The 13748-nt window shown below is 46.8% G+C and carries 11 protein-coding genes and 1 riboswitch; of the genes, 7 read left to right on the top strand and 4 right to left on the bottom strand.

Features of this window, described 5'->3' with window-relative positions; translation table 11 throughout:
• Positions 1 to 64: 64 nt before the first annotated feature.
• Positions 65 to 598 carry a GNAT family N-acetyltransferase gene (locus FKW19_RS12300; protein WP_089179010.1) on the bottom strand — a complete coding sequence of 178 codons (534 nt, stop codon included), beginning with the start codon at positions 596 to 598 and terminating at the stop codon, positions 65 to 67.
• Between the two features lie 178 nt (positions 599 to 776).
• A riboswitch (TPP riboswitch) is annotated at positions 777 to 896 on the top strand.
• A gap of 63 nt (positions 897 to 959) precedes the next feature.
• Here FKW19_RS12300 and thiD point away from each other — a divergent pair.
• Positions 960 to 1763 carry a bifunctional hydroxymethylpyrimidine kinase/phosphomethylpyrimidine kinase gene (thiD, locus tag FKW19_RS12295; RefSeq protein WP_089179011.1) on the top strand — a complete coding sequence of 268 codons (804 nt, stop codon included), beginning with the start codon at positions 960 to 962 and terminating at the stop codon, positions 1761 to 1763.
• A gap of 73 nt (positions 1764 to 1836) precedes the next feature.
• Here thiD and FKW19_RS12290 read toward each other — a convergent pair whose 3' ends face one another.
• Positions 1837 to 2139: a hypothetical protein gene (locus FKW19_RS12290; RefSeq protein ID WP_006115485.1), complete on the bottom strand. Its 303-nt coding sequence runs from the start codon at positions 2137 to 2139 to the stop codon at positions 1837 to 1839.
• 326 nt (positions 2140 to 2465) lie between these two features.
• Between FKW19_RS12290 and FKW19_RS12285 the strand changes: the two genes are divergently transcribed.
• The 6 genes from FKW19_RS12285 to FKW19_RS12260 are packed head-to-tail and all read left to right on the top strand — an operon-like array spanning position 2466 to position 9791.
• On the top strand, positions 2466 to 2903 hold the full coding sequence (locus FKW19_RS12285) for a DUF2946 domain-containing protein (protein ID WP_035353767.1): 438 nt from the start codon (positions 2466 to 2468) through the stop codon (positions 2901 to 2903).
• A 57-nt stretch (positions 2904 to 2960) separates the two neighbouring features.
• Complete coding sequence (locus FKW19_RS12280; RefSeq protein WP_089179012.1) at positions 2961 to 5288, top strand: TonB-dependent siderophore receptor; 2328 nt, start codon at positions 2961 to 2963, stop codon at positions 5286 to 5288.
• Positions 5218 to 6978, top strand: a complete 1761-nt coding sequence (locus FKW19_RS12275) for an ABC transporter ATP-binding protein/permease (protein WP_089179013.1) — start codon at positions 5218 to 5220, stop codon at positions 6976 to 6978. Before FKW19_RS12280 ends, FKW19_RS12275 begins: the two co-directional genes overlap by 71 nt.
• A gap of 25 nt (positions 6979 to 7003) precedes the next feature.
• Complete coding sequence (locus tag FKW19_RS12270) at positions 7004 to 7750, top strand: DUF72 domain-containing protein (protein WP_089179919.1); 747 nt, start codon at positions 7004 to 7006, stop codon at positions 7748 to 7750.
• Between the two features lie 20 nt (positions 7751 to 7770).
• Positions 7771 to 8418, top strand: coding sequence for an SOS response-associated peptidase (locus FKW19_RS12265; RefSeq protein WP_089179014.1), 648 nt, complete (start codon positions 7771 to 7773; stop codon positions 8416 to 8418).
• Between the two features lie 56 nt (positions 8419 to 8474).
• Positions 8475 to 9791: an Hsp70 family protein gene (locus FKW19_RS12260; protein WP_089179015.1), complete on the top strand. Its 1317-nt coding sequence runs from the start codon at positions 8475 to 8477 to the stop codon at positions 9789 to 9791.
• Positions 9792 to 9810: 19 nt separating this feature from the next.
• On the opposite strand, the gene FKW19_RS12255 is transcribed toward FKW19_RS12260, so the two are convergent.
• Both FKW19_RS12255 and FKW19_RS12250 read right to left on the bottom strand, forming a co-directional pair.
• Positions 9811 to 11262: an efflux transporter outer membrane subunit gene (locus FKW19_RS12255; RefSeq protein ID WP_238331357.1), complete on the bottom strand. Its 1452-nt coding sequence runs from the start codon at positions 11260 to 11262 to the stop codon at positions 9811 to 9813.
• On the bottom strand, positions 11259 to 13643 hold the full coding sequence (locus tag FKW19_RS12250; protein WP_238331358.1) for an efflux RND transporter permease subunit: 2385 nt from the start codon (positions 13641 to 13643) through the stop codon (positions 11259 to 11261). Before FKW19_RS12250 ends, FKW19_RS12255 begins: the two co-directional genes overlap by 4 nt.
• Positions 13644 to 13748: the final 105 nt, after the last annotated feature.

Here is a 13748-nt window from a genome sequence, read left to right as displayed (position 1 = left end):
GGCTGGGATACTACGCTTTGCGGCTGCTGGATTGCCATTTGTGCTATAATAGGCTTGTAGCAGATTATGCGGGCTTAAAGTGGCTCAGGTTCAATTGCATGGCGCAGCGGGTTTGTTTGGAAAAACCACTTTTTACCTCATCCTGTAATATAGCCGCTAACCTTGGGCTTATTAAGCCTTCTGGAAGTATCTTGAAACCGAGACGCGCATAAAAAGGCGCATTCCACGGTAGATCACGAAAAGTCGTCAGAGTGACGGCTCTAAGGCCATATGTTTTTGCCCAACTACATGCCGTGTAAAGCAGCGCGGTGCCTATGCCCCGCCCCTGCTCTTTTTTGCAAACGGATATTTCAAGAATATGCAATTCCTGCGCGTATATTTGCGCACAAAGAAAAGCAATTGGGTGACCCTGCTTATCAATAGCAACCCAGCTTGTGCCTGTGGTTATGGCAGCAAAATGCGTATCCACCGGCAAAACCGCGTGATCGGCTATCCAGCTTAATGAAGGAATTTGCCGAAAAATCTGCGCGGCGGATTTTTCAATGAGCGGAAGAACAGGCGCATCCTTAATACACGCCGTACGTATGCTAAAAGTCATGGATAGTCATTATTCCGTAAAAAGCCTGTTCTAACCTCTTTTATACCGTAATTCTAAGAACACCTGCCTCTCATGGTGTCAAAGATATGGATATCACACAGGCCGCTGTAAAACTGAAGACGTCCTCCAAACCTACCGTTAATATTACGTGCATAAAGCCCCTTGCCCTGATACGTTGCGTGTTACCGAGGGGGGCTCCGACATGGAGCTGAGATATTGCAAGGCCAAAAGGCAGCGCAATGACCCTTTGAACCTGATCCGGGTTATGCCGGCGAAGGGACAGGTTTGGCCACCCTATCCTTTTTTTGCTGGAATTTCGCGGCAGGAAGCTACGTTCTTGCGAAAAGGGAATTGCCTGACCATGATCGCCAATGTTTTGAGTATTGCCGGCACCGACCCCACAGGAGGCGCTGGAATTCATGCAGATATTAAAGCATTTTCGGCTATGGGGGCGTATGGCATGGCGGCCATTACGGCTGTGGTGGCCCAGAACACTCAAGGCGTGCGTTCTTTTGTGGCCCTAGACCCGCAATTTGTGGGCGAACAGATTGATAGCGTGTTTGATGACGTGCGGGTGGATGCGGTGAAGATAGGGATGGTTCCTAACAGCAGCATTGCTGAGGTTATTGCAGACCGCCTGCATTATCATGGTGCAAAAAATATTGTGCTTGATCCTGTTATGGTGGCCAAAAGTGGAGATCACCTGCTGGAAAGCAACGCGGTAAGTGCTATCAGAGACTTTTTGGTGCCGCTTGCAACGCTTATTACCCCCAACCTGCCAGAAGCAGGTGTTTTGCTGAATGCTCACCCCGTATGGACGCTGGATGAAATGCGCTTACGGGTAAAAGAGTTGGCCAAGCTGGGTTCGGAATGGGTTTTGTTAAAGGGGGGACATCTTGAAGGATCAACGCAGAGTGTTGATCTGCTTTATGGTTCCGCTGGAAAAATTATTGAGTTTGCAGCACCACGCATCTGCACACGTAATGACCACGGCACAGGCTGCACGCTTTCTGCTGCAATAGCGGCTCTTCTCCCTTCTAAATCGGTTGAAGAGAGCGTGCGAGGAGCAAAAGCATATTTGCATGGTGCGCTTGCAGCGAGTGATACGCTTGATGTCGGGCGTGGGCACGGCCCCCTGCACCATTTCCATCATTTGTGGAAATAATGTTTAGTCATCTGGTAACTGTATAAGGGTTTTATCGGCATCAAATTAAGTGATGCCGATAAACAGGGCGATCTTAAAGTTCGATATCCACTTCACGAATACCAGCGCGCTGTGTGGCATCCGGGTGGCCTTGGTGAAACGGCTCGTCAGCAAGCAGCTTCACATCGTTCAGGTCAGATACGGCAAGGCAATCCCACTGCCCTTGGGCAGGTACACGCTTTTCGTGTGTATCTACACCACGATACATCAGCACCTTTTCTACGCCATCTCCTTTGCCCAGAGCGTGAGGTGAGCCTAGCTGCGGCTTGTCATGAAGCGTAAAAGCCACGGCTTTTTTCTGTTCAATGGCAGTCCGTAAAATGCTGTAAGCTGACATGGTTTGTTTCCTCTTTGTAGGAATAACAATCAGGCCTGAATTCGATTTCGAAATACAGGAAGCCGATAAAAGCCTCATGCAGGCCTTTTATTGGGTTACGCTCCTTCATTCGCAAAAGCGATAGAGTTGATATAGGAGCAGCTATACCTGCCCACACAACAGAACAGCCCTGCTGACCCCTGGCTTGTGCCAGATTATACCGTGCTTTTTACGTGTAACATGATCACGCCAACCACTCTTCCTTGACAAAAGGCAAATTATCTTCCTTTAACAAGTACACAATTTGGAGAGGATTTTTGTCTAGATCAGCCACCATGCACGCAAAAATGCGCCTGTTTGCCAGCCGATGGCTGGTGGCCATTTGTGTAATGGTGGGGCTTGTCGGGCAGCTTTTTCTTCAAAGCCATGCGCAGCTTGGGGAAATGCCCCGTGTTACGCTTGAACGCCTTACTGGCCTTCATATTGGCCCTGCACTTAAAAGCCCGGCATGTCCTGATATGGATGATGCCATGGTAATGCCTGCGGATGATGAAGGGCATGATCCCGCACACCATTCGCATGATGATAACGGGTTCTGCCCTCTTTGCCCCTTACTGCAACTGCCCGATATTGTCTTTATTGGAGTTTTTGTTGCTTTAAGCATTATGCTGTTGGCAAAGCGGCAGATCTATCATGATCGTGCACCACGGGCCCCGCCTGCCGGTGTTTTTACGGGTCTTCCCCATACACGTGGGCCGCCTCTGCTCCTGTCATGTCTTTACTGACAGGAACACGTTTTTGCGGCTGCTATTTGTAATATAGCAACTGTTATTCCCGCCTTAATGCGGGAACCAGCCTTATGTGCTGGATACATCAACTTGCCCTGTCAGCCTTTATGTATGACGCTGTCAGGACAGATATGTATGTCTCGTATTTTTCGAATACTCCCATGTTTTGGGGTTATGGTAGGCGGTCTTTCGTTTATTTGTGCGCCAGCCTCGGCTGCTTCCCTGCCCACCGCTTGCAAACCAACCTCAGCCAATGCGCCTAAAAAGTGCAGTGCTTCTGGGTCTTCATGCGCGTGTTCATCTTCGGTAAATCATGCGTCTGCTGAAACAACCCATCAGAATATTACCGTATATGGATCTGGCACCCGGCATTCCTACACCGTGCCAACAATAGAAGCATGGGGGAAAACGCCTGTTGCGCTGAAGGATATTCCGCAGTCTGTATCTGTTATTACACAGCAGCGTATGGAAGATTCCAACATGCTGACAATGACAGACGCCATGCGCCAGATTAACGGTATTCGCGTTATGCCAGCTTCTACGGCCAATTCAAATTTCTACTCACGCGGGTACCAGCTTACAACTTCTGTGGACGGCACGCCAAATGCTTCCGGAACGCTGAATAACGCCAGTTTTGATCTTTCCATGTATGATCGTATCGAGGTGTTGCGTGGGTCTTCGGGCCTTTTGCAGGGGGCTGGTGGCGCGGGTGGCGTTGTAAATGAAGTTACCAAAAAACCGGGGCAGGATTTTGCGCTAACCGGCGCTGCCAGCGTTGGAAGTTTTAACAACTACCGTGCAGATGTGGATATGACGGTAGCGCTCAACAAATCCAAAACTCTTCGTTTCCGCACGGCGGATCTGTTTGAAGATAATAATTACTTTTACAAATACGCCCATACCCGCAAATGGCAAACCTATGGGGTGTTGGAGTGGGATATAACCCCGCGCACCACCTTTATGGTTTCTCACGCTGCGCAACAGCAGGATAATCAGGCCCCTTATTACGGTTTGCCGCTTACAACGGCCAATACGTTATGGTCTGGCAGCCGCTCTGCAAACCCCAGCCAGCGCTGGGGATATTCCAATTACATGACACAGCAGACCATTGCCTCACTTAACCAGAAACTCTGGGGGGATTGGTCTGCAACCGCGCGCGGCACGTTTTATGATCAAAGCTATAATACGCTTTATAATGAACCATGGAACCAGATAGACCCCACCACAGGAACCCTACAGTATCGGGATCAAGGTATTTCCGCTTTTAAGGGTACGAACGCATCACGCTCTGCGGATATTTATGCCCAAGGCAGTTTCCATTTTCTAAACCGCATGCATCATGCGCTTTTCGGCTTCAATTATAATTCGTACGAACAGGTTACGCAGTATGCCAACAACAACTGTAACGCCATCTATAACGATGTGAGCATAAACAACACGGATGTTGTTAAAAAACCTGCGGCAAGCTGTTTTAACTATGCCACAAACGCCAATGGCTGGGGTACGGATGATTACGCCTATCAATGGGGATTTTATGGCCAACTGCGGTTTGAGCTGACTAAAAAGCTCTCTCTTATTCTGGGCGGGCGTGCCTCACGCTATTACGAGAAACTCCGCGATATTGCTCCTGCACCAGCAACACAATGGCAGACAACATCCAATATACATGGAGAGCTGACACCTTACCTTGGATCTGTTTACCAAATTACGCCTCATATCTCTTGGTATGCCAGTTACTCCAGTATTTTCACTCCTTCTGTGGGGAAGGAAACCTATCGCGGTGGCGGGCTAACGCCCCAGCGTGGCAACCAGATTGAAACGGGCTTTAAGGCAGAATATTTTCATGGTCGGTTGAATGTTTCTTCTGCACTGTTCCGGATGGAGAGCGTAAACCAACCGGTGCAAGATCCGCTGCATTCGCAATTTTACGTCACTACCGGGCCTATTCGCCGCCAAGGGTGGGAAATGCAGATTGATGGGCAAATCCTGCCTAATCTGGATGTGTCTATTGGTTATACGTACTTGGACACCAAAGTTTCCAATTCCCGCGTAAGCGATTTTGGCGGTGTTTATTCCCCACATCACATGTTCAAATCTTGGGTGCATTACACTGTGCCAGATGGACGGCTGAAAGACCTGAACATAGGGGTTGGAATAGATGCCAACAGCAATCTACGCGGAAGTTACGCCACAACCGTACAGGGCGGATACATGACAATGGACGGCATGATTGGTTATAAAATCAACCGTAACCTGCGCCTGCAACTAAATGCGTATAACCTGACAAACCGCCATTATTACGAACGCGCCAGTGGTATATGGCAGTTCAACTTTCCCGCAGCCCCTCGTAATTTTATGGCAACGCTTCGTGCTACGTACTGATAAACCTTCTCCTTCCCACTCTCTTGCGGACTGGAAAATCCTGTTTCCTTTTTGGATGTCCGCAGAAAAGTGGAAAGCATGGGGCCTGCTGGGCCTGATTATTGGGCTTTCTCTGCTTTATGTGCGTACGGCCGTATGGTTTGGTATTTGGGATCAGAAATTTTTTGATGCCTTTTTTGCGTTCCATGTGCGCAACGCCTTGGGCATGTTGCCGATTTATATTGCGGCTTGCGCTCTTTCGGCTGGCATTTACGTGCTGCAAACTTACCTGACACAGATCCTTTCCATGCGTTGGCGCTTATGGAACACAAAGGTCTATCTTCAACGCTACCTAAAAAATGTCACCTATTACCGTTTGGAGCATGATGCCACGCAGGCAGATAACCCAGACCAGCGTATTGCAGATGACCTTGCGCAAATGACAACCCTTGTCCTCAAACTGGGGTTGGATGCTATTCAGGCGGTTATGACGCTGCTGTCATTCTCTATTGTTTTATGGGAAATCGGCGGCACGTTATCTGTGCCGCTTTGGGGGCATGTTTATCATATTCCCGGTTATCTGTTTTTTGGAACAGTTATTGTTACCGTATTGGTTTCTTTGCTTATAGAAAAAGTAGGTGGCCCCTTAGTTCATGCCGATTATCAGCAACAACATTATGATGCTGATTTGCGTGCAAGCCTGCTTGATTTGCGGCGTAATTCTGAGCAGGTTGCTTTTTATAAAGGGGAAGACGCTGAACATCTGCGGTTTTCTACCCATCTTGCACACATCGCCAAAAATTGGCGCAAGGTTGTGCATTACACATGGCGCGCTAATTTTGTAGGAACGTTTTATAATCAAACAGCTTCCATTATTTTATGGGTTTTGCTTGTGCCCAAAATTATGGCGCATGCACTTACGTTTGGCACTTATGCGCGTATTAATGCCGCATTCATGCAGGTTCGAAGAAGTTTGCAATGGTTTATTGATAATTACACGGATCTGGCCGGTTTACGTTCTACATTGCAACGTCTTGCTGAATTTGAACGCATAATACAGCAGAAGCCTACTCAAGGCATTGTGTGCAAACCCACAAACGAAAATACAGTTTCAACCCATAATCTGGTTCTTAATCTGCCTTCCGGGCAAACATTGCTGGACTTTGGCAGCCTAACATTTCAAGCGGGTGAGCGATGGGCTATTTATGGTGCATCAGGCAGCGGAAAAAGCACGTTTTTACGCAGCTTAGCCGGATTATGGCCTTATGGCAGTGGAGATGTGTGCCTTAACAGTGCAAAGGCTATGTTTGTTCCGCAGCAAAGCTACGTACCAACGGGCTCTTTACGGCAAGCCCTTTCCTACCCCTTACCCCTAGAGCAACATAACCTGCACGCCTATGAGGCCGCCCTTCATGCGGTTAATCTGGGGGAATACGTATCTCGTCTGGATGAAGAGCAAGTATGGGAGAATATTTTGTCTGGTGGCGAACAGCAGCGTTTGGCCTTGGCACGGGCCTTTCTATTTCGTCCTTCCATTCTGTTTCTGGATGAAGCCACGTCTGCCATGGATACTGCCAATGAACGCTACCTTTACGATGCGCTGCTAACCCTCTTGCCGCAGTGTACAATTATCAGCGTAACTCATCACAAAGCACTGCAAGATTATCACCAGAAACAAATTATTTTGCAAAATGGCAGGGCCTTCTTTTAACCTTAGGACATTAAGGCAGATTATTATGCCTATTCGCATCGGTGTTGCGGGCTGGTCGGTTCCAAGCAAACTTGCCGCAGAATTTCCTTCAGCCGGCACGCATCTTGAACGCTACGGTACGCGTTTTTCTGCTGTGGAAATTAACAGCAGTTTCTATCGTCCTCATCAGCAAAAAACTTACGTGCGCTGGGCAGCAAGCGTACCGCCAGATTTCCGCTTTTCCATCAAACTCCCCAAGGCAATTACGCATGAGCAGCGTTTTGTGGGATGTCAGGATCTTGTTACACGTTTTGCTGAGGAAACCAGTGGTTTAGGCAATAAGCGCGGCCCCATTCTGGTTCAGCTACCTCCAAATTTTGCTTATCCTGGAGAGATTGCAGAACAGTTTCTTCATGATTTGAAAGCCATAATCAACGGCCCTGTTGTGCTGGAACCAAGGCATGAGAGCTGGTTTCAGCCAGAAGTTGATAAGATGCTGAAAAGGCAGCATGTCTCACGGGTTGCGGCAGATCCGGCCAGATTTGCTTCTGCCGCACTGCCCGGAGGTTGGAATGGGATCGCCTATTTTCGGCTACACGGTTCTCCGCGCATTTATGAGTCACTGTATAGTGTAGAAACTGTGCAGGCGCATGCAAACAGCGTTGCTACGTTGAACGCAGATGGCGCAGATGTGTGGACAATTTATGATAATACCACCTTTGGTGCAGCCACACAGAATGCACTTGAACTGATAGAAGCGTTAAAGCAGCCGCATGGTCATCTTATGGATTAATGTGCCTTTGGAGCAAGCAGATGTGTAATCTCTATTCCATGACATCCAACCCACAGGCCATTTGCAAGGTTGCAAAGGTGGCGGTAGATCTCACTGGCAATCTTCAGCCTTTGCCAGATATTTACCCCAACACAATGGCGCCAATTGTGCGCAATACTGCGCAAGGGCGAGAATTGATGATGGCGCGCTGGGGTATGCCTACGCCTCCAAATTATCTTAAGGGGCATAAGGTAGACCGGGGTGTGACCAACATTCGTCACCCGGCCTCTCTGTGGTGGAAACGTTGGGAGCATGTAGCGCATCGCTGTCTTGTGCCACTTACAGCTTTTTCTGAACCCACGCGCCTGCCAGATGGTAAATCACAACCCATATGGTTTGCTCGTAATGATGATGAGCCTTTGGCATTTTTTGCAGGTATCTGGTGCCAGTGGACATCCGTGCGCAAATTGGCGGACGGAGAAACAACGGATGACCTCTTTGGGTTTTTGACCACAGAAGCCAACCGAGAAGTTGGGGCAATCCATCCCAAGGCTATGCCAGTTATTCTCACACAGCCGGAAGAATTGGATATATGGATGAATGCGCCAGCAGAAGAAGCCCTTCAACTGCAACGGCCCCTGCCGGATGGTGCGTTGAAGGTGATTGTTCCAACTCATGCCCTGAACTAATATCCCGTTCTTTATTAGGAAAACGCAGATATCTGGCGCAGTAGCGCATCAGAGGCATAGACAGTATGCCAAGTGGGCACTATTTTCCGCCAGCCATGACTATTTCAGCCCGCCCCATCCAGATCGGCATTGATTTCGGTACGACCAATAGCGTCATCGTTATCGCACGTCCTGATCGTACCATCCAGACCATTTCATTCCCCACACCGGATGGCGGTTCCTCTGAAACCTGCCCCACACTCCTTGCTTTGTGGCAAGAAATGGAAGGTGGCAGGCGGCTGCTCCAACGTGCCGTAGGCGCTTATGCTGTTGAGGCGCATCTTGATGATCCGTCCGAAACGCGCCTTATCATGTCCATGAAGTCCTACCTGGCTCAATCCAGCTTCCGTGAGACACAGGTATTTAGCCAGCGCCTTTCGTTGGAAAATCTGATTGCCACTTTCCTGCGGGAATTGATGGCGCTTACAGATATTACCCCGGCAGAATGCCATGTTACGGTTGGGCGGCCGGTCCATTTTGTGGGCGAAAATGCAGATAATGCTTTGGGTGAAGCTCGGTTGCGGGCGGCATTTAAGCAAGCAGGGTTTGCCGATGTTAGCGTTATGATGGAGCCAGAAGCGGCTGGCTGGCGCTTTATGCAGCGGTTGGATCGGCCCGCAACAGTGCTTGTGGGAGACTTTGGCGGCGGCACGAGTGACTTTTCGATCATGCGTTTTGACCCCGCCAGCAACCAACGGGCGCAACCCCTTGGCCATACAGGTGTGGGGTTGGCTGGGGATCAGTTTGATTTCCGTATTATTGATAATGTTGTGGCCCCTTACCTTGGACGTGACTGCACGTTCCGCATCATGGGCGGCGAGCCTCTTCCGGTGCCTATTGAGTGGTATCATTCTCTAGCACGCTGGCACCGTCTCTCTCTTATGCGCACACCGCGTATTCTTAACGAGATTGCAGATGTTGCCCGAACAGCTTCTGAACCGGAAAAGTTAAAAAACCTGATCGAGCTTATTCGTGAACAGCATGGGCAGGAACTTTACAATGCAGTTTCCGCTACCAAACGCGCTTTGTCCTCTGCTGAAAGTGCTGAGCTTTCTTTCTCGCAGCCCGGTCTAGATATTAAAACAACCGTTTCTCGTGCAGATTTTAACCGCTGGATTGCCCCAGACATTGCCAAACTGGGTGAAGGTATTGACCAAGCGCTTCGTCAAGCCTCTCTGGCTCCAGAGCAGATTGACCGGGTGTTTCTAACTGGGGGCACATCTTTTGTGCCAGCAGTTAGGCAACTCTTTACCTCTCGATTTGGAGAAGATCGGGTTGAATTGGGTGGGGAGTTTGTTTCTGTTGCTGAAGGGTTGGCGTTGGCTTCTGTGTAGCTCTTGATAGAGCTACACTTTACCCGCCTGAAACGACATATAGGCGAATGTAATTTTCCATCAAACGTTGCTGCATGTTCAAAAGCTCGATCTCACAATCTAGGCTTGCGAGCTGGCTGACAAGAAATTCTACTTTGGATTCATCTCCTCGACGGTAAGAAGCCCCTACCCTTTTTTCACTTATTTTTGCATTTTCAGCCATCTGCGCAGCATCGCCGTACTGTGCGCGTGTCATATTATAATTGGCGAGTGCATCTTCTGTTTCTTTCCATGCATTTAGCACTGTTCGTTTATATTCCAGCCCAGCGTTTTTGAGTTCGGATTGGCGCAATTCCACTTGCCGCGCAATTTTGCCACCTTCAAAAATAGGTAAAGTCAGCGTTGGGCCAAATTGGGTATTTCGTGCCCCCCACCCGAACTCGGTTAATGTTAACGCATCTATCGACAATTCGCCGGAAAACGTAATGCGAGGGTAAAAGTCTGCTCTAGCAATACCAACCATAGCCGAAGCCGCGTGCAATCTTTGCTCAGCCGCATGAATATCTGGCCGGCTTTGTACCAATACGGACGGAATTTTTAAAGGTGCTGGTGTGATCTGAGTATAATCAATAGGTGAGAAACTCTGATCATTCACAGATAAAGCATCAGGACGGTTGTATACCAGAGCGGAAAGCGCTCGACGTACAGCCTGTTGCGCATTATCCAGTTCCTGATACTTCATAAAAACCTTATGAAATTGATTGCTTTGTTCAAGAAGAACTGTTTGTGATATCAAGCCCCTTTGGTACGAGGCGTTATTTATGGTCTCTATTTCTTTTAAAATATTCGATGCTTTTTTTTCAACCTCTACCATTTGGGTAAGGTTGACCCAAAGAAAATAAAGACGGCAGATTTCTGCCTCAAATGAAAGAGACACAGCCTCAATATCATCTTGAAAGGCCTGACGGTTGGCATCAGCCACCTTTCGCATCAATTTATAGCGCCCCCATAAATCTAGTTCCCATGATGCAAACATACCCGTATTAAAATTACTATAAGAAACTCCTTTAGGTTCTAGGTAAGAACCACCTTGATCTAGCCCTAATAAAGGCCGCAATACATCTCCTATGCCTGCTGTAGATGTATAATTTCTGCTATACCCTGCTGTGCCGTTAATTTCGGGCATATTTGCTGCATAGGCTATTTTTGTTTCAATACGAGATGCTTGCAGTTTTTCATACGCAATATTGATATCAATATTTTCCTGCAACCCAATACTTACAAGGTTATTCAATTTTGGCTGATGAAAGTTCTGCCACCAGTCTTTTTGTGCTTTGCCATAAAACTGTTGGGCCGGTGTATTCTCCCAAGCTTGTGGTAATGTTACTTTTGGGAGTGATGTTTTAGGCTGTAAGGAGCATGCCTCCAGAAATGCGACTGGCAATAACAATACAATTTTATTTTTCTGGGATTTAGAAAACATAAAAATCATTGTGCAGCCTTATCTTTTTGTTTGTCACTAAATATAACCAAGTAAAAAGCTGGCAAGGAAAGAAGAGTAAGAAATGTAGCAACACTCAATCCCCCAATCATGACAATGGCCATAGGCCCCCAAAAAATATTAAATGCTAACGGAATGAAGGCAAAAACAGAGGCCAGAGCGGTAAGTATAACAGGGCGTGCACGCAATATTGTTGCATCAATAACAGATGCGTTTAGCGTTAAACCATTGTGTTTGTTATATTCTATTTGATCTACCAGTAATATGGTATTGCGCATAATCATTCCGGCCAAAGCAATTAAACCTAACAAGGCAACAAAACCAAATGGTGCTTTAAAGATAAGTAAAGCCAATACGGCACCTATCAGCCCCAAAAAGCTGGAGCATAAAACCAGCACAACACGGCTGAATTTTTGCAATTGCAGCATTAAAACAAGCAGCATGATACCAATTGTTGGGGGCAATAAAGCAAATATGGCATCATTTGCTGTTTCAGAAAGTTCGGCGTCTCCCCCTACTTCTACCCTATAACCATATGGAAGATGCTTTTTTATGTTATCTATTTTCTGTTTTATCTGCTCTACAATTTCCAAGGGCTCAATACCCGGCATAACATCAGATTGAACTGTTATGCATGGTTCTCCATTTCTTCTCCATATCACAGGGAAAATCTGTTTAATTTCCAAAGACCCTAATTGGCCCAGAAATACATTTCCCATTTGAGTTTGTATTGGAAGCAGCCCCCATAATTGTGGATTATGACGGAATTTTTCTTCTGCACGGATAACTAGGCTGCGATGATTATCCGCATTAAAAATTTTACCTACCTCTTCTCCAGAAAGAAAAGCCTGCATTTGTTGTGCAATGGCAATACGGTTACTTCCAAAATGAGCCACTTTTTCTGAATCCAGTTGAAATGATTCAGAGAGTGTACGATTGCCCCAATCAATTTGTACATCAGATGTGCCGGATGTATTTTTAAGGATATCTCTTATTTCATGCGATATATTTATAATTTTATCTATGTTTGAGCCAATAATGCGATATTGCACGGGAAAATCAGCCGTTGGCCCCAAAGAAAGCCTTTGCACATGAAGGCTTGCGGGAGTAGCATTCGCGAAATTTTTTATACTTTTGAAGAGCTCTTCCCGAGCATTTAAATCTGTAGCAACTAAAAGCAATGTTGCATGTGAAGCACTTGGGCTGGCTGGTATATAAGGCAGGTAAAATCTGGGGGCGCCATCTCCGATGTGTGTTTCAATATGAGCCAAAGATGGCAAGTATAATATCTTGCTTTCAATATCGCTTACAATTTTATTGGTTTTACTAAGTGAACTTCCGGGGGGTAATGCAACATCAACAATCAGTTCGGGGCGATCAGATAGAGGAAAAAACTGCTGATTAACCAAAGATGTGCCCAATATTGCCATAACAAGAAGAGTAAGAGTTACAGCGCAAACGGTTTTTTTTCTAACAACAACCCATTCAAGAATTTTACGTAAAGCAAGAATGCTTTTTGTTTCTAAAGACGGTGTATTTTCTAATGTATTTTGCGGTTGTGGTAAAAACCATACTCCAAGCAAAGGTATAAAAATTACGGCTACAACCCAGCTACAAAGCAGTGCAGCAGCACTTACCCAGAAAATCTCACCAGCATATTCACCTGTTGTAGATTTAGCTATTCCAACAGGTAAAAAGCTTATAATTGTTATTAAAGTGCCTGTAAGCATAGGAAAAGCCGTGTGTTCCCACGCGTAGGATGCAGCATCCTCTCTGCTGGCACCGTTGGATAACTGCACAATCATGGCTTCTATACTAATAATAGCATCATCAACCAATAGGCCGAGGGATAGTATTAAAGCACCCAGAGAAATACGCTCTAAACCAATGCCAGATATTTTCATGTATAGTGCAACAAAAGATAAGGTAAGCGGCACTGAAAATGCCACAACCATTCCGCTTCGAAATCCGAGTGTTCCAAATGCTACAACCAGTACAACCAGAAGCGCAAAAAAGAATTTTAACAGGAATGTATTTACGGCTTCCTTAATAACCTTACTTTGATCCTCAACTTGAACAAATTTCAAACCTGTTGGCAGTTCACTATTTATTTTATCTAGCTCGGTATTTAGTTTTTTACCTAAGGTAAGGCCATCACCATCTTTTGCCATTGCCACGGCGATAATGAGTGCTGGTTTGCCATGATACCGCACAATACTGGATGGCGGATCAATATAGCCCCGGCTAACAGTTGCAATGTCTTTGACATGCAAGTTGCCAGATTTTGAAGATAATGTGATCTGTTCTATGGATTCCTGATTATAAACGGCACCAGAAACATCAATAGGCATGTCAATGCCAAAATCCAGCATACCGCCTGATGCAATAAGGCTAGAGCGGTTCCACTTTAATCTGGTTCATATCCAGAGGCTGTAAAGAAACTGGCGCATTGACTGGGAGTGAAAGCCGGAAGCAGT

The organism is Acetobacter sp. DmW_125128 (assembly GCF_008704325.1).
Lineage (GTDB): Bacteria > Pseudomonadota > Alphaproteobacteria > Acetobacterales > Acetobacteraceae > Acetobacter > Acetobacter oryzifermentans.
The sequence above is the reverse complement of the archived record's forward strand: the minus strand, read 5'-3'. Positions and strand labels throughout refer to the sequence as shown.

Excerpts from the sequence above, each read along its gene's own strand:
- FKW19_RS12300 (WP_089179010.1), bottom strand. The coding sequence starts at position 598 with ATGACTTTTAGCATACGTACGGCGTGTATTAAGGATGCGCCTGTTCTT.
- thiD (WP_089179011.1), top strand. The coding sequence starts at position 960 with ATGATCGCCAATGTTTTGAGTATTGCCGGCACCGACCCCACAGGAGGC.
- FKW19_RS12290 (WP_006115485.1), bottom strand. The coding sequence starts at position 2,139 with ATGTCAGCTTACAGCATTTTACGGACTGCCATTGAACAGAAAAAAGCC.
- FKW19_RS12285 (WP_035353767.1), top strand. The coding sequence starts at position 2,466 with ATGCGCCTGTTTGCCAGCCGATGGCTGGTGGCCATTTGTGTAATGGTG.
- FKW19_RS12280 (WP_089179012.1), top strand. The coding sequence starts at position 2,961 with ATGCGGGAACCAGCCTTATGTGCTGGATACATCAACTTGCCCTGTCAG.
- FKW19_RS12270 (WP_089179919.1), top strand. The coding sequence starts at position 7,004 with ATGCCTATTCGCATCGGTGTTGCGGGCTGGTCGGTTCCAAGCAAACTT.
- FKW19_RS12265 (WP_089179014.1), top strand. The coding sequence starts at position 7,771 with ATGTGTAATCTCTATTCCATGACATCCAACCCACAGGCCATTTGCAAG.
- FKW19_RS12255 (WP_238331357.1), bottom strand. The coding sequence starts at position 11,262 with ATGATTTTTATGTTTTCTAAATCCCAGAAAAATAAAATTGTATTGTTA.
- FKW19_RS12250 (WP_238331358.1), bottom strand. The coding sequence starts at position 13,643 with ATGCTGGATTTTGGCATTGACATGCCTATTGATGTTTCTGGTGCCGTT.